This is a genomic window from Streptomyces sp. NPDC096311 (genome assembly GCF_044763085.1).
Taxonomy (GTDB): Bacteria; Actinomycetota; Actinomycetes; order Streptomycetales; family Streptomycetaceae; genus Streptomyces.
The window spans coordinates 472,145-492,851 of the sequence record NZ_JBIWFN010000005.1 but is presented as its reverse complement, the minus strand read 5'-3'; the positions used below and the strand labels follow the sequence as shown (position 1 = coordinate 492,851).

At 70.8% G+C, this 20,707-nt stretch carries 20 protein-coding genes; 6 read left to right on the top strand and 14 right to left on the bottom strand.

Annotated features, from left to right (window positions below):
- Position 1: 1 nt before the first annotated feature.
- Complete coding sequence (locus ACIRA5_RS16470) at positions 2–529, bottom strand: PaaI family thioesterase (RefSeq protein WP_403691284.1); 528 nt, start codon at positions 527–529, stop codon at positions 2–4.
- 146 nt (positions 530–675) lie between these two features.
- On the opposite strand from ACIRA5_RS16470, the gene ACIRA5_RS16465 reads away from it, so the two are divergent.
- On the top strand, positions 676–1,857 hold the full coding sequence (locus ACIRA5_RS16465) for a CaiB/BaiF CoA transferase family protein (protein WP_403691282.1): 1,182 nt from the start codon (positions 676–678) through the stop codon (positions 1,855–1,857).
- A gap of 11 nt (positions 1,858–1,868) precedes the next feature.
- On the opposite strand, the gene ACIRA5_RS16460 is transcribed toward ACIRA5_RS16465, so the two are convergent.
- From ACIRA5_RS16460 to ACIRA5_RS16445, 4 genes are read right to left on the bottom strand one after another with little or no spacing between them, the layout of a single operon-like run.
- Positions 1,869–2,624, bottom strand: coding sequence for an SDR family NAD(P)-dependent oxidoreductase (locus ACIRA5_RS16460; protein ID WP_403691280.1), 756 nt, complete (start codon positions 2,622–2,624; stop codon positions 1,869–1,871).
- A complete protein-coding gene (locus ACIRA5_RS16455; RefSeq protein WP_403691278.1) occupies positions 2,624–3,145 on the bottom strand; it encodes a nuclear transport factor 2 family protein in 522 nt (173 codons plus the stop codon). The genes ACIRA5_RS16460 and ACIRA5_RS16455 overlap by 1 nt, the downstream gene beginning before the upstream one ends.
- Positions 3,142–4,320: an acyl-CoA dehydrogenase family protein gene (locus tag ACIRA5_RS16450; protein ID WP_403691276.1), complete on the bottom strand. Its 1,179-nt coding sequence runs from the start codon at positions 4,318–4,320 to the stop codon at positions 3,142–3,144. The genes ACIRA5_RS16455 and ACIRA5_RS16450 overlap by 4 nt, the downstream gene beginning before the upstream one ends.
- Positions 4,321–4,341: 21 nt before the next feature.
- A complete protein-coding gene (locus ACIRA5_RS16445) occupies positions 4,342–5,460 on the bottom strand; it encodes an acyl-CoA dehydrogenase family protein (RefSeq protein WP_403691275.1) in 1,119 nt (372 codons plus the stop codon).
- 108 nt (positions 5,461–5,568) lie between these two features.
- On the opposite strand from ACIRA5_RS16445, the gene ACIRA5_RS16440 reads away from it, so the two are divergent.
- Together ACIRA5_RS16440 and ACIRA5_RS16435 are read left to right on the top strand one after the other, a co-directional pair.
- On the top strand, positions 5,569–6,390 hold the full coding sequence (locus ACIRA5_RS16440) for an enoyl-CoA hydratase/isomerase family protein (protein ID WP_403691273.1): 822 nt from the start codon (positions 5,569–5,571) through the stop codon (positions 6,388–6,390).
- Between the two features lie 23 nt (positions 6,391–6,413).
- Positions 6,414–6,914: a MaoC family dehydratase gene (locus ACIRA5_RS16435; protein ID WP_403691271.1), complete on the top strand. Its 501-nt coding sequence runs from the start codon at positions 6,414–6,416 to the stop codon at positions 6,912–6,914.
- On the opposite strand, the gene ACIRA5_RS16430 is transcribed toward ACIRA5_RS16435, so the two are convergent.
- The 3 genes from ACIRA5_RS16430 to ACIRA5_RS16420 form a co-directional block, all read right to left on the bottom strand.
- A complete protein-coding gene (locus tag ACIRA5_RS16430; protein ID WP_403691270.1) occupies positions 6,893–8,299 on the bottom strand; it encodes a glycoside hydrolase family 1 protein in 1,407 nt (468 codons plus the stop codon). The genes ACIRA5_RS16435 and ACIRA5_RS16430 overlap by 22 nt on opposite strands.
- A 127-nt stretch (positions 8,300–8,426) precedes the next feature.
- Positions 8,427–10,028 carry a GMC family oxidoreductase gene (locus tag ACIRA5_RS16425; RefSeq protein ID WP_403691268.1) on the bottom strand — a complete coding sequence of 534 codons (1,602 nt, stop codon included), beginning with the start codon at positions 10,026–10,028 and terminating at the stop codon, positions 8,427–8,429.
- A 23-nt stretch (positions 10,029–10,051) separates the two neighbouring features.
- Positions 10,052–10,918 (bottom strand): crotonase/enoyl-CoA hydratase family protein, encoded by an 867-nt coding sequence (locus ACIRA5_RS16420; RefSeq protein ID WP_403691266.1) that lies wholly within the window; start codon positions 10,916–10,918, stop codon positions 10,052–10,054.
- Positions 10,919–11,023: 105 nt separating this feature from the next.
- On the opposite strand from ACIRA5_RS16420, the gene ACIRA5_RS16415 reads away from it, so the two are divergent.
- From ACIRA5_RS16415 to ACIRA5_RS16405, 3 genes are read left to right on the top strand one after another with little or no spacing between them, the layout of a single operon-like run.
- Positions 11,024–11,806, top strand: coding sequence for an enoyl-CoA hydratase/isomerase family protein (locus tag ACIRA5_RS16415; RefSeq protein ID WP_403691265.1), 783 nt, complete (start codon positions 11,024–11,026; stop codon positions 11,804–11,806).
- 21 nt (positions 11,807–11,827) lie between these two features.
- Positions 11,828–12,979, top strand: coding sequence for an acyl-CoA dehydrogenase family protein (locus ACIRA5_RS16410; RefSeq protein WP_403691264.1), 1,152 nt, complete (start codon positions 11,828–11,830; stop codon positions 12,977–12,979).
- The gene (locus ACIRA5_RS16405; protein ID WP_403691263.1) at positions 12,976–13,998 is read left to right on the top strand and encodes a TIGR03617 family F420-dependent LLM class oxidoreductase; all 1,023 of its coding nucleotides are present in this window, start codon (positions 12,976–12,978) and stop codon (positions 13,996–13,998) included. The genes ACIRA5_RS16410 and ACIRA5_RS16405 overlap by 4 nt, the downstream gene beginning before the upstream one ends.
- 7 nt (positions 13,999–14,005) lie before the next feature.
- On the opposite strand, the gene ACIRA5_RS16400 is transcribed toward ACIRA5_RS16405, so the two are convergent.
- The 6 genes from ACIRA5_RS16400 to ACIRA5_RS16375 all read right to left on the bottom strand — a co-directional run bounded on the left by ACIRA5_RS16400 (position 14,006) and on the right by ACIRA5_RS16375 (position 20,694).
- Entirely contained in the window at positions 14,006–14,755 is a 750-nt protein-coding gene (locus tag ACIRA5_RS16400) for a FadR/GntR family transcriptional regulator (protein WP_403691261.1), read from the bottom strand.
- A 17-nt stretch (positions 14,756–14,772) separates the two neighbouring features.
- Entirely contained in the window at positions 14,773–15,174 is a 402-nt protein-coding gene (locus ACIRA5_RS16395; protein WP_403691259.1) for a Zn-ribbon domain-containing OB-fold protein, read from the bottom strand.
- Positions 15,171–16,322 (bottom strand): thiolase family protein, encoded by a 1,152-nt coding sequence (locus ACIRA5_RS16390; RefSeq protein WP_403691258.1) that lies wholly within the window; start codon positions 16,320–16,322, stop codon positions 15,171–15,173. The genes ACIRA5_RS16395 and ACIRA5_RS16390 overlap by 4 nt, the downstream gene beginning before the upstream one ends.
- 7 nt (positions 16,323–16,329) lie before the next feature.
- Entirely contained in the window at positions 16,330–17,931 is a 1,602-nt protein-coding gene (locus ACIRA5_RS16385) for an AMP-binding protein (RefSeq protein ID WP_403691257.1), read from the bottom strand.
- A gap of 29 nt (positions 17,932–17,960) precedes the next feature.
- Positions 17,961–19,451, bottom strand: coding sequence for an aldehyde dehydrogenase family protein (locus tag ACIRA5_RS16380; RefSeq protein WP_403691255.1), 1,491 nt, complete (start codon positions 19,449–19,451; stop codon positions 17,961–17,963).
- Positions 19,452–19,551: 100 nt separating this feature from the next.
- Complete coding sequence (locus ACIRA5_RS16375) at positions 19,552–20,694, bottom strand: acyl-CoA dehydrogenase family protein (protein WP_403691254.1); 1,143 nt, start codon at positions 20,692–20,694, stop codon at positions 19,552–19,554.
- Between the last annotated feature and the right edge of the window lie 13 nt (positions 20,695–20,707).

Here is a 20,707-nt window from a genome sequence, read left to right as displayed (position 1 = left end):
GTCATTCCTCCGTCAGAGAGTCGATGGGTTCGACGGGGGCTACGGAGTCGGCCGGGGCTATCGGACTGCCGACGCCCGGCCGCTCCCCGGAGATGGTCACGACCACCTGCCCCCGGGCGCAGATGCGTCCGTCGGTCATCACGTCGACGTCGGCGAAGTGCAACCTGCCGCCGCGCCGCACACAGCGCGCGTAGGCGACGGCCTCCTGCCCGCGGGCGGGTGCGAGGTACTGCACCGACATCGACACGGTGCTGAGCAGGCTCCCCTTGGTGAAGTCGTGCCCTGCAATCACGGCTCCGGCGCCGGCGGTGTCGATGAGCGCCGAGATCACCCCGCCGTGGAAGACATCCTCGTGCGCGGAGAGGGACTCCGCGTAGGGCAGCACGATCTCCACGGCTTCCGGGTCCCAGCGGGTCACACGGATTCGGCAGTGGCGGTTGAAGGCGACCCCGCGCTCCCAGCGGGCCCGGAACCACGCCCGGCGTTCGCGCTGCTCCTGTTCGGTGAGGGTCCTCGCCGCGACGGTCATCAGCACGCCCTCCGGTCTCGGTCTATCGACCGATCGATATAGTTACATGAATTGAATAGTTGGGTCAATCAAGCGGGTCTTGATCCTGGCGCCAGATGTATTATTTATATAACTCATTCGCTGTCTGTGAACAGAGGGAGACCCAGATGCCGTCGACCGCCCTGGCCGGGATCCGCGTCCTCGATCTGTCCCGCATCCTCGCGGCGCCCCTGGCCACCCAGATGCTGGCCGACCTGGGGGCCGAGGTCATCAAGGTGGAACGGCCCGGGACGGGCGACGACTCACGGACGTACGGGCCGCCGTTCGCGGCCGGCACGGACACCGCCGCCTTCTACCTCTCCTGCAACCGCAACAAGCGGTCGGTCACGGTGAACCATGCCACGGCCGAGGGGCAGGAGTTGATCCGCGCGCTCGCCGCCCGCTCCGACGTGCTGGTCGAGAACTTCCGCGTGGGCACGCTGGCGAAGTACGGCCTCGACCACGAGAGCCTGCGCGAGATCAACCCCCGGCTGGTCTATCTGTCGGTCACCGGCTTCGGGCAGACCGGCCCCTACGCGCAGCGGCCCGGCTACGACGGGATCTTCCAGGCCATGTCCGGGATGATGAGCGTCTCCGGTCACCCCGCCGAGCCGATGAAGGTCGGGATCAGCATGGTCGACATCCTCACCGGGCTCTACGCCTCGACGGCGGTGCTGGCGGCCCTGCGGCACCGGGACGCCACCGGCGATGGGCAGCTCATCGACCTCTCGCTGCTGGACTGCGGGCTGGCCTCGCTCTCGCACTTCGCGATGAACTACCTGGTCTCCGGCGAGGTGCCCGAGCGGCGCGGGAACGGCGGGTACGGCGGAATCCCGTCCCAGGCGTTCATGTGCAGCGACAGACCGCTGTTCCTCGTCGCCGGCAACGACAAGCAGTTCGCCGCGTTCTGCGCGGCAGCCGACCGCACCGACCTGCTCCAGGACCCCCGGTTCGCCACGACCTCGGCCCGGATCACCCACCGCACGGAGATCCTCCCTGTGCTCCAGGACATCCTGCGCACCCGGACCCGGGACGAGTGGCTGGCCCTGCTGGACCGACACGACGTCCCCGCGGGCCCGTTCAACGAGATGCCCGAGGTCTTCGCCGACCCTCAGATCCAGCACCGGGAGATGCTGGTCGAGGTCGGCGGACTGCCCCTGCTCGCCAACCCCGTCCGGCTCTCGGCGACCCCCGTCGAGGGGTACACCCCGCCACCCGCACTCGGCGAGCACACGGCCGAAGTCCTGGGCGAGCTCGTGGGGGTGACGGAGCGTCGGCTGGCGGAACTGCGGGCACGGGGGGTCGTCTGATGTCGGCGCCCTCAGCCGATCAGTGTCCGCCCGCCCTCCAGCATCAGTGTCGCGCCGGTCAGATAGGCCATGTCGTCGCTGACGAGCGCGGCCACCGCGCGGCCGATGTCCGCCTCCGGGTCACCCATCCGCCCGAGCGGAATGGCGGACAGCACGCGCTCGGCCTTGTCCGGGTGCGCGGAGAAGAACTCCTCCGCCGCCGGGCTCAGCGCCGCGGGGCAGACCACGTTCACGCGAATCCCGTACCCGCCCCACTCCCGCGCGGCCACCCGCGTCAGCCCCCGGATCGCCTCCTTGGCCATCGCGTACGCCGCGAAGGTCGCCTCGCCCTGCACCGCGGCGGAGGAGCCGAGGTTGACCACACTGCCACGGCTCGCCTTGAGATGGGGCAGGGCGGCCTGCATGGCGTGGAAGACCGCCAACGGGCCGCTGCGGTAGGTGAGTTCGACATCCGCGTACGACGTCTGCTCCAGCGGGCGCTGCACCGAGCTCTGCGCGTTGTTGACGAGGACGTCCAGTCCGCCGAACTCCCGTACCGTCTCCGCCACCATGCGGTCGACGTCGTCCCGTTCACCGACGTCCCCGACCACGGTGAGCACCCGGCCGCCGCGCCCCGTGATCTCGGCGGCGGTGTCCTTCAGGGTGCGTTCGGTGCGGCCGGTGATCGCCACCGCCGCGCCCTGTGCCGCCAGCGCGAGCGCGATGCCCCGGCCGACTCCCTGGCCGCCGCCGGTGACCAGCGTCGTCTTCCCCGCAAGCCGTGCCATCACGTCTCCTTCCAGAAGTCCGTCCAGGTGGGAAATGCGTCGGGCAGTGCCGGCCGGCCCGCACCCTCCCAGCCCTCGAAGCCCACCGCCTGGGGACGCTCGGTCACATCCGACGCGTACCAGTGCTGCTCACGGCGCCGCGAGAAGTACCACACGCCGTCCACGCGCGCGTAGTCGTCGAGATAGCGGATGGCCATGACGATCCACCGCTCCCCCACCTCGTGCTCGGCACGGCAGTAGACGGATCCGGTGGCCGTGTCGCGGCCGGTGAACTCGATGCGGTGGCCGCAGATCTGGTGGATCGAGCGGTGGAAGCCCCGCACGAGGGGTTCGATGTGCGACCGCAGTGCCGTCCGCCCCCGGCCGTGGCGCCCCATTTCCACGTCCGGCCGGAAGCAGCCCACCCAGGCGTCGAGGTCGCGGGCGTCCACGGCGAGCGCGTAGCGGACAGGCAGCTGCTGGATCGCCAGGTGCGACTCGACGCGGTCGAGACGTTCCTCCAGTGCGGGCACGGATGTCACGGCCGGGGCTCCTTCGGCAGATCGAGCACCTGCTCGCCGATGATGTTGCGCTGGATCTCGCTGGATCCGCCGTAGATCGTCTCCGCCAGGGAGAGCAGGAAGGAGCGCTGCCGCGTGTCCAGGCCGTAGTCCTCGCCGACGATCTGCCCGGCGGCCCCGGCCAGCTCCTGGGCGAGGTGGCCGAGTTGCTGGTGGCGCGTCGAGGCGTACAGCTTGGCCGTGGTGGCCTGGGCGCCTGGGGTGCGGCCCGCGGTCAGTTCGGCGATGGTGCGCAGGTTGGTGGTGCGCATGATGCGTACGGAGATCCAGGCGTCGACGATGCGGCGGCGCAGCATCGGATCGTCGAGCGCGCCGCGTTCCCGGCCCAGGTCGATCAGTGCCTCGACCTCCCGCTCGAAGGTGAGCTGCTGGGGCAAGAGCGTGGTGCCGCGTTCGATGCCGAGCGTGGCCATCGCGGTGCGCCAGCCCTGGCCGACCTCGCCGACCACCATGTCCGCGCCGGTCCGTGCGTCGGAGAGGAACACCTCGGCGAACTCGTCCTGGCCGGCGAGGTTGCGGATGGGGCGGATCTCCACGCCCGGCTGGTCCGTGGGCAGGAGCAGCATGGTCAGGCCCTTGTGCCGCACGGAGTCCGGGTCGGTGCGGATGAGGACGTAGAGCCAGTCGGCGTGGATGCCGAAGGAGGTCCACACCTTCTGCCCGCTCACCACCCACTGGTCGCCCTCGCGTTCGGCCCGGGTGCGGACCGATGCCAGGTCGGAGCCGGCGCCGGGCTCGCTGAAGCCCTGGCCCCACAGTTCCCCGACGGTGAGAATCGGCGGCAGGAAGCGCTTCTTCTGCTCCTCGCTGCCCACTTTGAGGAGCATCGGGCCGAGCAGGTCGAGGGCGTTGACGGTCGCCCGGTAGGGGGCGTTCACGCGGGCGTACTCGTACTCGAAGACGATCTCCTCCAGCAGCCCGAGCCCGCGTCCGCCGTACTCCCGCGGCCAGCCGACGCCCAGCCAGTTACCGGCGGACAGCTCGCGGTCCCAGGCGAGGCGGACTCCCCAGGCGGCGCCGTCGGTGGGGCCGCCCACCCCGCGGTGCTCGGCGAACTCGCCCACGAGATGGTCCGCGAGCCAGTCCCGCAGTTCGTCGCGGAAGTCGCGTACCGCGGGCCCGAAGTCCAGCTCCATGCCAACGTCCTTCCCTCTGGTTCAGATGCCGAGCCGGGCGGCCAGCAGCTCCCGGTGGTACGACGGTGAGCCGAGCAGCACCTCGGAGCTCTTGGCCCGCTTGAAGTACAGGTGCGCGGGGTGCTCCCAGGTGAAGCCGATCCCGCCGTGGACCTGGATGTTGTCGCCGGCGACCCGGGTGAAGGCCTCCGAGCAGTAGGCCTGCGCCAGGGCGGCCGCGACGGCGATCTCCGTGTCGTCCCCGGCGTCCAGCGCCCACAGTCCGCCGTACGCGGCCGAGCGGGCCGACTCGATGTCCGTCAGCATGTCGGCGCACTTGTGCTTGATCCCCTGGAACGAGCCGATGGGCCGCCCGTACTGCACTCGGATCCTGGCGTAGTCCACGGCGGCGTCCAAGGCCGCGGCCGCTCCTCCGACCTGTTCGGCGGCGAGCAGGACGGAGGCGGTGGCGAGGGTGCGTTCCAGGGCGGGCCACGCCGTGCCCTCGGTGCCGAGCAGACGGGCGGGGGTGTCCGTGAACTCCAGCCGGGCCTGTTTGCGGGTCTGGTCGAGGGTGGGGAGGGGGGTGCGGGTGAGGCCCGGTGCGTGGGCGTCGACCGCGAAGAGGCTGACGCCGCCCGCGGTGCGGGCGGCGATGAGGATCAGGTCGGCGAGGTGTCCGTCGGGGACGTAGGTCTTCGCGCCGGTCAGCTGCCACCCCTCGGCGGTGTCCTGTGCGGTGAGGCGGATGCCGGGCTCGTCCCAGCGGCCGCTGTCCTCGGTGAGCGCCAGTGTGGCCACCGTCTCGCCGGACGCGATGCCGGGCAGGAGGTCGCGGCGGGCCTGCTCGTCGGCGCAGCGCACGAGGGCTTCGGCGGCCAGGGCGACGGTGGCGAAGTACGGCCCGCACAGCAGCGCGCGGCCCGCCTCCTCGAAGACGATGCCGAGGTCGACGTAGCCGAAGCCGGAGCCGCCGTACTCCTCCGGTACGGCGAGCCCCTGCAGGCCGAGCTCGCCTGCCATTCGCCGCCAGAGGAGCCGGTCGTGGCCCTGCGGGTCGGCGGCCAGGCGGCGTACGGCCGCCTCGTCGGAGTACTTGGCCAGGAACGACCGTACGACTTTGCGCAGTTCGTCCTGTTCCTGGCTGAAGGTGAGATCCATCCCGAGCTTCCCGTCCTCGGTGCGACGCGTCTGCCGATCGCTTGCCGCTCTCCGCTCGATACAGTTAGATAATTATAGTATCCGCACTGATTGCACCAGGAGCGCGACGTGACCGATCTCTACGCCCCGTTCACGAGCCTGACCTTCGAGCGGCCCGCGCCCGGCGTGCTGCGTGTCGTGCTCGACGCCCCGAACCTCAACGCCGTGGATCCGCGGATGCACGGGGAGCTGGCCGACATCTGGCCGGTGATCGACCGGGACGAGCAGACCCGGGCGGTGCTGGTCCAGGGGGCGGGCCGGGCGTTCTCGGCGGGCGGGACCTTCGACTCCATCGAGGCCATGACCGGGGACCACACGGTGCGGGCCCGGGTGATGCGCGAGGCGCGGGACATGGTCTACGGAGTGATCAACTGCTCCAAGCCGGTGGTCTCGGCGATCCACGGCCCGGCGGTCGGCGCGGGGCTGGTCATCGGCATGCTCGCGGACATCTCCGTCGCCGCACGCACGGCGAAGATCGTCGACGGACACACGCGGCTGGGGGTCGCGGCCGGCGACCACGCGGCCATCTGCTGGCCGCTGCTGTGCGGTATGGCCAAGGCCAAGTACTACCTGCTGACCTGCGAGGCGCTCACCGGCGAGGAGGCCGAGCGGATCGGGCTGGTGTCGAAGTGCGTGGACGACGAGGAGGTGCACGCGGAGGCGCTGCGTGTGACGACCGTCCTGGCCGCCGGCCCTGCCAGCGCGATCAGCTGGACCAAGCGGTCCCTCAACCACTGGTACCGCACCGCACAGCCGATCTTCGAGGCCTCCCTCGGGCTGGAGTTCTTCGGGTTCGCGGGACACGAGGTCGTCGAGGGCCTGGCCGCCCACCGCGACAAGCGCGCCCCCGACTTCGAGGCTGTGGGCGACAAGCACCCGATCGATCTCTGACCACCGCACGAGAGGAACCGATCATGACGTCGGAGAAGCTCACCACCGAAGTCCCGCCGCTGGTCAAGGGGTTGACCTACGAGGAGATGCCGGTCGGGCAGGTCTTCCGGACCGCCCGCCGGACCGTCACCGAGACCGACCTGGTCAACTTCGTCACCTGGGGCGGCTTCACCGAACCGCTCTTCTGGGACGCCACGCACGCGGCGGAGGGCGGGTACACCGGTCGGCTGGTCCCGGGCGGCCTGACGTACTGCCTGGCCGAGGGACTCGTCCTCCAGACGAACGTGCTGCACGGCACGGGCCTCGCCTTCCTGCACATGGAACTGACCGTGCACGGGCCGGTGTACGTCGGGGACACGCTGTACGCCGTCGTGGAGACGACCGGCTGCCGCCCCTCCAGCAGGCCCGGCCGGGGCGTGGTCACCAGCCGGATCACCGTACGCAACCAGCGGGACGAGGACGTCCTGGTCTACTGCCCGGTGCGACTGATCCGCGGCCGGGACTACGAAGCGCCGACGCCCTGAGCCGGAGTCCGCGGCACGAGCGTCAGACCGCTCTGCGGCCGGGCGGCGGGCTCCTCGGCGAAGGCTCCCAGGTGCAGCCAGTCGGACGGCATGGTGGGCCGTGGCGCGAGCTCGTGATCCGGGACCGCCATCGCGTACAGGCGCGTGTAGCGGAACTTGGCCTCCAGGTTGTCCAGGACCGACCAGTACTCGTAGCCGCACACCTCCACTCCGGCGGCGACGAGCCCCGCCAGCCAGCAGAGCCGGGCGCGCAGCAGGGCGCAGCGCCGGGTGTCGTCGCTGTGTCCCGTGTCGTCGACCAGGTCCAGGTCGCCCATGCCGTTGTCGACCACGGACAGCGGGGGCAGCAGGTCCCCGTACAGGTCGCACAGGCCGGCCACGGCGTCGGCGAGCCCTTCGGGGATGATGGGCCAGCCGTAGGCGGTCGTCTCGACGTCGTCGAAGGGGACGATCGCGAAGCCGAGGCCCACGAGCAGACGGTTGACCTCGTTGAGGGCGCTGCGGCACTTCATGGTCGGCAGCACGCGGGGCAGGTTCTCCGGTGCGGTGACCCGGAACGGGGTGTGCCAGGACAGGCCCAGCAGGTCCTGGGCGGTGGCGATGACCTCCAGGTCGCCGGGGCGTACGCAGCCGGTGGCCGCCACGGGGGCGATGTCGTCCTCGGTCACCATGTGCTCGCCGAGCAGCAGGGGGTCGAGGAAGATCCGGTTGGTCCAGCTCTCCAGGCGCTCCACGGCGAGGCGGTCGTAGGGGTCGTCGGTGGCCGCGTAGCCGCCGACGAGGGTGACTGTGGTGCCGATGCGGCCGCTCACGCCGCTGGCTCTGAGGGCCTGGGTGGCGAGCCCGTTGGCGAGCAGGATGTGGTGCACGGCGGGCAGCCCGGCGCGGCCCGCGCCCCGGCCCGGTGAGTACATTCCGGCCACGTGGTCCGCGAGCGTGGGTCCTGCCAGGTCGGTGGAGGTGATCCAGCGCTCCACCCGGTCGCCGAAACGGCTGCCCAACTCGGCGGCGTACATGGCGAAGTGCTCGGCGGTGTCGCGGGCGACCCAGCCGCCGGCCTCGTCCAGCCACGGCGGCAGCGTGCGGTCGAACAGGGTGAGCGCGGGCCGCGTCCCCTGTGCGAGCAGGGCGTCGAGGGCGCGCTCGCAGCGGTCCAGTGCCGCCCGGTCCCAGCTGCCGGGGCCGTCGGGCTGGAGCTGCGGCCATCCGGCGACCATGCGGTGCGTGTCCGGGGTGACGCCGAGCAGCTGCCCGATGTCGTCGGTCCACTGCCGGAAGTGTCCACCGCGCTCCGGCAGAGGTGGCGGCGGGGCCGCGAGAGTGTCCGCGGTGGCGACCCCCCAGTCGACGCCACGAAGGGATTCATGCAGGAAACCATCGCTCATGGTTACCGTCCAGGCGGTCAATGGTTCAGCGCATTCAACTGAATGCCCGCCGTCGGGACGCTAACACTTCGAGCAAACTACGACAATATTTCGGCCAGATCTCGTCATCGTGTAAAGCGCAGGCCGCTCAGCCCCGGCCGAGGACCAGGTCGGCCGCCCGCCAGGCCATTGCCATGATCGGCGCGTTCAGGTTGCCGGACACCATGGTCGGCATGACCGAGCAGTCGACGACCCTGAGGCCCTCGACACCGCGCACGCGCAGCTGGGAGTCGACGACGTCGTCCTCGGTCGGGCCCATGGCGCAGGTGCCGACGGCGTGGTAGCCGCAGCGCCCGTGATCGAGGCCCGCGTCGATGATCTCCTGGTCGTCCTGGACCGCCGGGCCCGGCAGCGTCTCGGAGGTGATCCGGTCGGCGATCGGCGCGGTCTCGAAGAGCTCCCGCATACGACGGAAGAGAGCGGTTCCCACGGTGCGGTCGTGAGCGGAGCCGTAGTAGTTCGGCGTGATCGTGAGGGCGGCTTCGGGATCGGCGGACGTGATGTGCAGGCTTCCCTCGGCGGTCGGGCGCAGGACATAGCCGAGGCCCATCACGCCGGGCTCGCGCTCCACGCCGGTCTCCTTGCCCGGGACGTCCGGCAGCAGGGACACCGGCGCGATGAGCAACTGTGCGTCGGGGCGGGCGAGTTCGGGACAGGTCTTGAAGAAGGCGACGACGTCGAAGGCGGGTGCGGCCAGCGGCCCGCGGCGGGTCGCCAGGTACTTCGCCCCGGTCATGGCCTGCCGGAGCGGAGTACTCAACGCCTTGTTGTAGCCGAGGTCGTCCTTCAGCCGGTACTGGACGACGAAGCAGCGGTGTTCGCACATCCTGCCGCCCACGTGGGGGCTGTCGACCAGAATGTCGACGCCCGCCGACTTCAGCGTCTCGGCCGGGCCGATGCCCGACAGCTGGAGGATCTTGGGCGTGGCGATGCTTCCGGCGCAGAGGATCACCTCGTGCCGGGCCCTCGCGTCGGCTTCCCGACCTGCGCTGCGGGTGCGTACGCCCACGGCCCTGCCCTTGTCGGTCAGGACGCTCGTCACGAGGGTGTCCACCCGCACGGTGAGGTTCGGCCGGTCCGCGACCGGGTGCAGGAAGGCGCGGGCGGCGCTGAACCGCTGCCCCTTCTTGATGGTGGCCATGGCGTAGCCGATGCGTTCGTCGTCGCCCGCGTTGAGGTCGTCTGTACGGCGCCAGCCGAGTCCGGTGCCGGCGGCGATCGCCTCCTCGCACAGCGGCTCGGGGATCGGCGCAGTCGACACGTGCAACGGCCCGCCCGCGCCCCGGACTTCGGAGGCGCCGAGCGCGTTGTCCTCGATCCGGCGGAAGACCGGCAGCATCGTGTCCCAGCCCCAGCCGGGGTTGCCGAGCCGCTCCAGCTCGTCGTAGTCGGCGCGATCCCCGCGGTTGTAGACCATGCCGTTGACCGAGCTCGAGCCACCGAGTGTCCGGCCCCGCACCCAGTGCTCGACCCGCCCGGTCGGGCCCACCGGCTCGACCGGGTGATGCCAGGCGAACCGCGGATCGCCCAGCAGCTTGCCGAACCCCTTGGGCATCCTGATCAGCGGCGTGCTGTCCCTGCCGCCCGCCTCCAGCAGCAACACGGTGGTCCCGGGGTCTTCGGAGAGGCGGTTGGCCGGCACGCACCCCGCCGAACCGGCGCCAACCACGATGTAGTCGAACGTGCTCATCACGTCTCCTGACGCTCAGGTGGCTACTCCCCGAGGGGACGGAACTCCTCCTCCTGCCACCAGGGGTAAACGGGCGGCATGTCCTTGCTGACCCGCCCCGGGAACTCGGGTGGCCGCTTGGCGAGGAACGACTCGACTCCCTCGACGGGGTCCGGGCCGCCGCCGATCTGGCTCATGATCCGCGAGTCGAGCCGGTGCGCGGCCATCGGGTGGGGCTCGCCGAGCATCCGCCACATCATCTGGCGCGACAGGGCGACCGAGATCGCCGAGGTGTTCTCGGCGATCTCCCGGGCGAGTGCGTACGCCGCCGGCAGCAGCTCCTCCGGCGGGTGAACCGAGCGGACAAGACCGGCGGCCAGTGCCTCGTCCGGGCCGAAGACGCGGCCGGTCGCCACCCACTCCATGGCCCGCTGCATGCCGACCGCCCGCGGCAGGAACCAGCTCGCGGCCGACTCCGGCACGATGCCGCGGCGCGCGAAGACGAAGCCGAACTTCGCCGAGGTCGACGCCAGCCGGATGTCCATGGGCAGGGTCATACTGGCCCCGACGCCCGCCGCCGGGCCGTTGATCGCCGCGATGACCGGCTTGGTGCTGGAGAAGATCCGCAGCGCGACCCGGCCGCCGGTGTCCCGGTGCCAGGCGCCCGCCTTGCGGTGGTCGAAGGACGAGCCGCCGGAACTGACGTCGGCGCCCGCGCAGAAGCCTCGTCCTGCGCCCGTCACGACGATCACCCGTATCTCGTCGTCCTCGTCGGCCGCGTCCAGGACATCGAGCAGGTCCTGCATCATCCGCGGGTTGAAGGCGTTGAGTTTCTCGGGCCGGTCGAGCGTGACGGTGAGGATCCGGTCCGCCACCTCGGCCCGCACGGTCTCGTACTCCTGCTCCGCCATGCGCGTCCTCCGTCACTCCACGGGCCGGTTTCCAGAAAGCTTAATTAGTTATAGCATTCAACTCTACTAACTCGTTCGTGAACGCTGGCGATGATGGCGGTGGAGATGACGGATCTGGAGACGACCGATCTGGTGGTGACGGCCGTCGGGCCGGTCCGGATGGTCGAGTTGAACCGGCCGGAGCAGCTGAACGCGATGAGCGAGGAGCTGCACACCGGACTCGCGTCCGTGTGGGACGAGATCGCAGCCGACCCCGAGGCACGGGCGATCGTGCTCACCGGGCGCGGCCGCGCGTTCAGCGCCGGCGGCAACTTCGACATCATGACCCGCGTCCAGCGCGACCGCGCCTTCCGGGAGCAGAACGTCGAGGAGGCCCGGCGGATCATCACCGGCCTGGTCCGCTGCCCGCTCCCGGTGATCGCGGCCGTCAACGGCCCCGCCGTCGGCCTCGGTTGCAGCCTGGCCCTGCTGAGCGACCTCGTCCTGATCGCCGACGACACCTACGTCGCCGACCCGCACGTCCAGGTCGGACTCGTCGCGGGCGACGGCGGCGCCTACGTCCTGCCGCTGCTCGTGGGGCTGACCCGGGCGAAGGAGCTGCTGTTCCTGGGCGACCGGGTGAGCGCGGAGGACGCGGTCCGGCTGGGCATCGCCAACCGCGCCGTACCCAGGGACAAGCTCCTGGACGAGGCGATGGACCTGGCCGGACGGCTGGCCGCGCTGCCCGCGCAGGCGCTGCGCGAGACCAAGCGCGCGGTCAACCGGCACCTGGAGCAGGCCCTGGACACCGTGATGGAACCGGCCCTGCTCGCCGAGCGGGACACCATGCACGGACCGGACCACATAGCCGCGGTAGAGAAGATCATCGCGTCGCGGAGTCGTCGCTGAACCGGAGAGGAGCACCGAGGCATGGACTTCGCCTTCAGCGACGAGCAGGAGGAACTGGGGGGCACGGTCAGGGCGTTCCTCGCGGACACCTCGCCCGAGACCGAGGTGCGGCGCCTGATGGAGACCCCGGAGGGCTTCGACCGGGCGCTGTGGCGCCGGATGGGATCGGAGCTGGGGCTTCAGGGGCTGGCCGTACCCGAGGAGTACGGCGGCGCCGGGTGCGGGCCGGTCGAAGTGGGCGTCGTCATGGAGGAAATGGGCCGAGCGCTGCTGTGCGCGCCCTTCCTGTCCTCGGCCGTGCTCGCGACGACCGCGCTGCTGCGCTCGGCCGACGAGGAGGCCCGTAAGCGCCTGCTGCCGGGGCTGGTCTCCGGCGAGCTCGTCGCGACGCTGGCCCTGACCGAGGACTCCGCCCGGTGGGACGAGCCCGGAGTGCGGCTCACCGCCCGTGAATCGGCCGGGAGTTGGCTGCTGGACGGACACAAGATGTTCGTCCTCGACGGTGCCAGCGCCGATGTCGTTCTGACCGTGGCCCGGACCGACGACGGGATCGGCGTCTTCTGGGTGGACGGCGACGCACCCGGGCTGACGCGTGAGCCGCTGCCCACGATGGACCCGACCCGCCGACAGGCGCGCCTCGGCTACGACAACGTACCGGCGACCCGGCTGCGGACGCACGGCGACGGCTGGGATCTGGTCCGGGAGGTCCTGGACCGGGCCGCGGTGGCGCTGGCCGCCGAGCAGGTCGGGGTGGCCTCCCGCACGCTCGACATGGCGGTGGAATACGCCAAGGTACGCAACCAGTTCGGGCGGCCCATCGGCTCCTTCCAGGCCGTCAAGCATCTGCTGGCCGACGTGCTGCTGGAGGTGGAGTCGGCGCGTGCCGCGGCGCACTATGCCCTGCTCGCCGCCGAGAGCGAGGCCCCTGAGCTGCCCGCGGTGGCGAGCCTGGCCAAGGCGTTCTGCTCCGACGCCTGCCTCAAAGCGACGACGGAGAACATCCAGGTCCACGGCGGGATCGGCTTCACCTGGGAGCACCCGGCCCATCTGTATCTCAAGCGGGCCAAGACGTCACAACTGCTGTTCGGCGACCCGGCGTACCACCGGGAACTGCTCGCCCAGCGCATCGGATTGGACGCGGTCACAGCGACCGCAGTCGAGGGAGCGGTATGAAGGTCGACGGCAAGCTCAGCGTGTGGGGTACCGCGGAGGTCGTGGAGGAGGCCCGCCATCACGAGAAGGCGGGCTACGACGGCCTGTGGGCGTCCGAGTCCAAGCACGACCCGTTCCTGCCGCTGCTGCTCGCGGCCGAACACACCGACCGTCTCGAGGTCGGCACCGCCATCGCGGTCGCCTTCGCCCGCTCCCCGATGCAACTCGCCTACACCGCACACGACTTGCAGACGCACTCCGGCGGCCGTTTCGTCCTCGGTCTCGGCAGCCAGATCAAGCCGCACATCGAGCGGCGGTTCTCGATGCCGTGGAGCCGGCCCGCGGCCCGGATGCGGGAGTACGTGAGCGCGCTGCACGCCATCTGGGCCGCGTGGAACGAGGGCGAGAAGCTCGACTTCCGCGGCGACTTCTACACACACACGCTCATGGCTCCCTTCTTCTCTCCCCCGCCCGCTCCCGGCGGCGCGCCGGAGGTGTTCGTGGCCGCCGTCGGGGAGGCGATGACCCGGGTGGCGGGCGAGGTCGCCGACGGGCTCCTCGCGCACGGCTTCACCACCGAGCGCTATCTGCGGGAGGTCACGCTGCCGACCGTGGCGGCGGGCCTCGCGGCCACCGGCCGTACCCGCGACGCCTTCTCGGTCTCCCATCTGCTGCTGACCGCGACCGGCCGCACCGAGGAGGAGATGGCCCGCGCGGTGGACGGCACCCGCCGGCAGATCGCCTTCTACGGCAGCACACCCGCCTATCGCGGGGTCCTCGAACTGCACGGCTGGGGCGAACTCGGCGACGAGCTCAACGCGCTCTCGAAGTCGGCCCGCGAGGACAAGTGGGAGGCGATGGGCCGGCTCGTCGACGACGACGTGCTGCACACCTTCGCGGTGGTGGCGGAGCCGGAACAGGTGGCGGGCGAGATCCGGCGCCGGTACGGGGAGCTCGTCGACCGGGTCTCCTTCTACACCGCGTACGACATCGACGCCGAGGTTTGGGAGCCCATCGTGCAGGAGCTGCACACTGCTTGACGATGTGTCAGCCGAGCAGGTCCAGGACCGTCGTCATGGACCTGTTCTGCAGCAGGTAGTCCTCCGCCTCCTGGAGATGGACCCGCCACAGCTCCTCGGCGGCCTCGCCCCTGCGCGCCGCGATCAGGTCCACGAGCGCGCCGTGGGCGCGGAAGCCCCGCCGGTTGGCCCGGATGTTCTCGGGACTGCCGGCGTCGAGGTCGACGTGGGACCAGTTCGCCTGGTCGATGATGTGGCGGACCATGCCGTTGAGGACGCTGAGCGTCTCGTTGCCGGCCAGTTCGACGACGAGGGCGTGGAACTCCATGTGGGCGCGGATGAACGCCGACGGGTCGTCCATCAGTCCCTCGGCCTCGGCGACGGCGGCCCGCAGCCGCTCAAGGTCCTCGTCCGTGCGCCGCTCGGCCAGCAGCCCGGCGCACGGCGCCTCGATCACCGTACGGGCGTCGTACACGTCCTTGAGGGTCGTCCCCCGGTACTCCAACACCACCCCGGCATAGCGGGCCGCCACCGTTCCCTCCGGCACCTGCACCCGCGCCCCGCCCCGGGCACCCCGGCGCACGTTGATCAGCGACTCCGACTCCAGCACCCGGAACGCCTCGCGCAGCGTCGGCCGGGAGACGGCGAACTCCTCCATGAGCGCCGTCTCGGACGGCAGCGCGTCGCCCTCGACCAGTTCGCCGCGCACGATCATCCGGCGCAACCGTGCCGCCACCAGCTCGGCCATCTTGGGGACCCGTACCGGCGTGTTCGCCACCGCGTCCACCTCCGCCCTCAGTGAGTGTTCTCCGGTACGAAGTACGGCAGTGCGATCTCGTCGGTGAGGGCGCGGAAGTCCACGTGTACGCGCTGCCCGATGACGGCGTCATCCGGGTCTCCGGCGTCCACGTGCGAGAGCAAGGTGCCCCCGTCGTCGAGGTCGATCACGGCCAGCGCGAAGGGTGTGTCGAAGCCGGGGCCCGGCGCCCGGTGCACGACGGTCACCGAGTAGACGGTCCCCCGGCCCGCGCTGGGCGCGTACCGCCAGTCCCGTGCCATGCAGCCGGGACAGGCCGGTTCGGGGACGAAGAAGCGCAGGTCACAGGTCGGGCAGTGCGGGACGACCAGCTCGCCGCGCCGGGCCGCGTCCCAGAACGGCCGGGACAGCTCGGTGGGGACGGGTACGGGCCGGCTCATCGCGTCCTCCCCAGCACGCTCATCTCGTAGTGCTGCGCTCCCGAGCCAGCGTTGCCGACGACCGCGAGTTCCGCGCCGTCGACCTGGTGCACCGCCGTGCCGCGCAACTGCCGTACGGCTTCCACGACTTTGAGGGTCATCTGCTGTGTTCCGTTCCAGGCGTACGCCAGACAGCCGCCGTCCGGGTTGACGGGATGCTTGCCGCCGACGGCGATGGCACCGCTCGCGGCCAGCGGTCCGCCCTCCCCTTCCCCGCACAGTCCGAGGATCTCCAACTGCCGGATGATCTCGAAGGAGTTGGGGTCGTAGAGGGAGAAGACGTCCACGTCGTGCGGGCTCACTCCGGCCATCGCGTAGGCGCGCGTCGCGGCGTCGCGGCCGAGCTGGCCGACCTCCCGGTGCAGCGCGGGGTTGGCGTAGGCGGCCTGGTGGTACTCCATGCCGCCGCCGAGTACGGCGACGGGCGGATGCGGCAGGTCCCGGGCCCGCTCGGCCGTGGTCACGACGAGCGCCGCGCCACCCTCTCCGACGATGCAGCAGTCCAGCAGGTGGAAGGGGGTGGCCACCATGCGGGAGGCAAGCACGTCGTCGGCGGTGTACGGGCCACGGCCGTACATCATCGCCTCGGGGTTGGTCGTGCCGTTGTTGCGGACCGTGGCGGCGACCTCCGCGAGCTGGCGGGAGGTCGTGCCGTACTCGTGCATGTGCCGGGCGGCCACCAGCGCGAACTGGGCGACGACATAGCTGCCCCACACATCGGCGAACTCCAGCGGCACCCCGGCCCCGACCGGGCCCGCGCCGCGCGAGACCAGTTTGCAGCCGCCGACCACGACGGTGTCCGCGAACCCGGCCCGGACCGCTGCCGCCGCCTTCAGCAGGCCTCGCGAGCCGGCGTTGTCGAGCATCGAGTCGCTGGTCCAGCGCAGGTCCCTGCCGAGCATGCGCGCCCAGGAGCTGCCCTCGCCGGGCACGCCGCCCGGCCCGGGCCAGTCGACCTGAGCACCGTCGACGTCCGCGGGCGTCAGCCCGGCGTCCTGGACGGCGCCCCGCACGGCTTCGAGGGCGAGATCCATGGCGTCGCGGTGCGGCAACGAGAGTGCCTGCTCAGTGGCGTGCACGCCGACGACGACGGGCTGTCGTCCGTCCATCACGGCCTCACCGTCCCGCGCCGAGCGTGTCGCCGCCGGGATAACCGCCCCCGCCGAAGCGCTCGTCGAGCGCCTCGTAGTCCTTCGTGAAGTCCTTCGTACGCGGCAGCGCGTCGATGAACTCCACCGTCTTGGGCTTCTTGTACGAGGCGATCCGCGCCCGGCAGTGCTCGATGACGTCCGCCGCCGTGACCGGCTCGGCGCCCTGGTGGAGCACGACGACCGCCTTGACGTCCTGCGCCCAGCGCTCGTTGGGCACGCCGATCACGGCTGCCTCCTTGACGGCCGGGTGCGCTTCGATGCAGTTCTCGACCTCGGCGGGGAAGATGTTCTCGGCGGCCGACTTGAGCATGCGGGTCGTCGTCCCGAGGAAGCTGATCGTGCCGTCGCTCTCGCGCCGGCCGAGGTCGGTGGTGTGCCACCAGCCGAAGCGGAAGCGCTCCTCGTTGATCTCCGGCCGGTTCCAGTAGCCAAGGTGCACGAGGTCGCCGCGGACGCAGATCTCGCCGGCCGTCCCGATCGCGCACTCCTGTCCGGTGCTGTCGAGGATGCGTACGGCGGTGAAGGGGCCCGGGCGTCCCGCGTTGCCGGTGCCCGTCCCGCCGTAGGCGCCGGTCACGGCGAAGCCGGTCACCTCGGTCTGTCCGTATCCGCGGCCCTCGCCGCCGCCGTTGCGGGTGAAGCGGCTGGTGTCGGTGGGCACGGTGCCCTGCCACAGGGGTGCGGCGACGCTCGCCCGCAGATGGGAGAGGTCGTGTCCGGCATCGCGGTTCAGCGCGACGAGCTGCGCGATGGTCGGTGGCATCAGATAGGCGTGGGTGCACTGCTCCGTCGCCAGGAGCGGGAGCAGTTCCTCGGCGACCACGCGGCGCACGATCACGTTCTTGCCGCCGTGGACGAAGGCCGGGACGCCCCAGAACTGGTAGTTGCCGATGTGGAACATCGGCCCGGCGCCGAGGAAGGCGGTCTCGGTGCCGATGTCTCCCATCCAGGCGCCGCTCGCTCCCATGGCGAGGAGGTTGCGGTGCGAGAGCGTCGAGCCGGACTGCCGTCCGGAGATCGCCGCGGTGTAGATGACCAGGAGTGCGGAGTCGGGGTCGACGTCGGCGGACGGGTCCTCGGGGGAGCCGGCGGCCAGGAAGGACTCGTAGGAGTCGGGGCGCTCAGCGCTCCCAGCGCTCGCAGCGCTTTCGACGTCATGCCGCAGCCACAACGCCCGTTGTTCGGTGCCCAGTTCGGCCCGTGCCTTGCGGACGGTGTCGCCGATCTCCTCGTCCTGCCAGACCACGACCCGGGGGTCGAAGTCCTCGACCGCGAACGCCATTTCGGGGGCCGCCCAGCGCCAGTAGCCGGGGCAGACCATCGCGCCGATCTTCGCGGCGGCGCCGAGCAGCTCCCAGATCCGGAAGGAGTTCTGGCCCAGCCACAGGATCCGGTCGCCGGAGCCGACGCCCGCGTCGGTGAGGGCGTGGGCGAGTCGGTTGGTGCGCTCGTCGAGCTGTGGCCAGGTCAGCCGGATGTCGCCGTCGACGAGGGCGACGCCGTCGGGGTGGGACCTGCGGTGCTCGCGGATGATGTCGCCGAACGTCAGGCGGCGGGCGGGATGCATGCTGTTGGCTCCAGGGACTTCGGAAGGTGTCAGACGCGGCCGACGCCGACGCCCTTGACGTGGATGAACTCGTCGAGCCCGGCCCTGCCGCCCTCGCGTCCGAACCCGCTGATGCCGACGCCTCCGAAGGGCGTGGCGGGTGAAGTGATCGGGTTCGGGCCGGGGTTGACGTAGACCGTCCCGGCCTTCAGGCGCGGCACCAGACGGTTGACGCGCGCGATGTCGCGGGACTGGATGTAGGCGGACAGTCCGTACTCGGTGTCGTTGGCGAGGGCGACGGCCTCGTCCTCCGTGTCGAACGGGGTGATGGCGAGGACCGGCCCGAAGATCTCCTGCTGGGCGAGGTCGCTGCGATTGTCGACGTCGGCGAAGACGGTCGGGGTGACGAACCAGCCGTCGGATTCGATGCGTTCGCCGCCGTATACGAGTCGGCCCGCGCCGGCCTCGATCGCCCGGTCGATCGCGCCCTGCACCCGGTCGCGGGCGGCTTCGTCGATCAGCGGCCCGACGTAGGTCGTCGGGTCGAGCGGGTCGCCCAAGGGCAGGTGGGCGACGACTGCGGTGACGCGCGCGACGACCTCGTCGTAGATCGAACGCTCGACGAGCAGACGGGTGGGCAGCGCGCAGCCCTGGCCGGTGTTGCTCATGGCGAAGGCCGCGCAGTACGGCACGACGGTGTCCAGGTCGGTGTCGGCGAAGAGCAGGTTGGCGGACTTGCCGCCCAGCTCAAACAGGACGGGCTTGAGGCTCTGGGCGGCGGTCGCCATGATGCGGCGCGCGGTGGCAGGCCCGCCCGTGAAGGAGATCTTGTCGATGCCGGGGTGTGCCACCAGTGCCTCGCCCGCGTCGCCGAGTCCGGTGACGACGTTGATCACGCCGTCGGGGATGCCCGCCTCGCGGGCCAGGTCGGCGAAGAGCAGGGCGGAGAACGGGGTGGACTCGGCCGGCTTGATGACGACCGTGTTCCCGGCGGCGAGCGAGGGCGGGACCTTCATCGCCAGGGACAGCGCGGGCGAGTTCCAGGTGATGATGTGGCCGATGACGCCGTAGGGCTCGGCGATCGTGTACTCGACGTTCTCGTGCGGGCTGTAGGCCGCGCCGACCATGCCCTCGACCTTGTCCGCCCAGCCGGCGTAGTACTCGGTCCACTCGGCGACGTGCGGTCCGACGTTCTCGGCCCAGCCGCCGATGCAGACGCCGTTCTCCAGGGGGCAGATCGCCGCGAAGTCGGGGATGTGGTCGCGCAGCAGCCCGGCGAAGCGGGTGAGCAGACGGCGGCGTTCGGCGGGGCGCATGGTTCCCCACACCTCGAAGGCCCGGCGGGCGGCGGCCACGGCCCGGTCCACCTCGGCGGGCCCCGCGAGCGGGATACGGGCCTGGACGAGCCCGGTCGCGGGGTTGATGTGCTCGTACAGGCCACCGCTGGTGTCGTGCAGATCCTTGCCGCCGATGACGAGCCGCGGTCGCGGCAGGTCCTTCTCGGCCCGCTCCTGGTGCAGCTTCACATCGACCGTGACCACAGTGCCTCCTGGAGCCCGCCACCACCACATCCGTACAGCTTAAATAGATAACCTATTTAGCCGAACCAATCAATGCTCTGCACCGGGTCGGCCGCTCACTTCACAGCCCCAGCGACCGTCCGACGATCTCCTGCATGATCTCCGAGGTGCCGCCGAACACCCGCTGCACCCGGCTGTCCCGCCAGATGCGGGCGATCTCGTACTCGTTGACATAGCCGTAGCCGCCGAAGAGCTGCATGCAGCGGTCGATGACCTCCCAGCCGGTCTCCGTGGTCCAGTACTTGGCCGCGGCGGCCTCCTCGGCCGTCAGCTCCCCCTCGACCAGGGCCATGATGCAGCCGTCCAGATAGACCCGGGCGACCCCCAGCTTCGCCTTGATGTCGGCGAGGGCGAACCTGTTGGCCTGGAACTCGCCGATGGGCCGGCCGAAGGCGGTGCGCTCCTTGGCGTATCCGAGCGCGACCCCGAAGGCCCGCTCGGCGGAGGCGAGCGCGGCGACGGCTATGGCGAGCCGCTCGGTCGGGAGGTTGCCCATCATGTGGTAGAAACCGCGCCCCTCCTGACCGATGAGGTTCCCGGCGGGGACGCGGACCTCGCGGAAGAAGAGTTCGGCGGTGTCCTGGGCCTTCATCCCGACCTTGTCGAGTTTGCGTCCGCGCTCGAAGCCCTCGGTGCCGCGCTCGACGACGATCAGGCTGATGCCCTTGTGCCCGGCGTCCGGATCGGTCTTGCAGGCGACGATGACCAGGTCGGCCAGGATGCCGTTGGTGATGAAGGTCTTGGAGCCGTCGATCACCCACTCGTCGCCCTCCCTGCGGGCGGTGGTGCGGATGCCCTTGAGGTCGGATCCGGCGGCCGGTTCGGACAGCGCGAGCGCGCAGATCGTCTCACCGCTGATCACGCCCGGGAGCCAACGGGCCTTCTGCTCCGAGGTGGTGAGGTTCATCAGATAGGGCGGGATGACGTCGTTCTGCAGGCCGAGGCCGATGCCGACCGCGCCCGTGGCCGCCATCTCCTCCGCCATGATCGCGTTGTAGCGGAAGTCCGAGATCCCCTGGCCGCCGTACTCCTCGGTGAACTGCCAGCCGATGAGTCCGGCCTTGCCCGCGGCCGCCCACGCGGCCCGGTCGACCTGCCCCTCGCGCTCCCACTCCTCGGTGTGCGGGACGCATTCCCGCAGGTAGTAGGAGCGGGCGGTCTCCCGGAACAGCTCGTGCTCCTCGGTGAAGATCGTACGGCGCATGCTCGACTCCGCT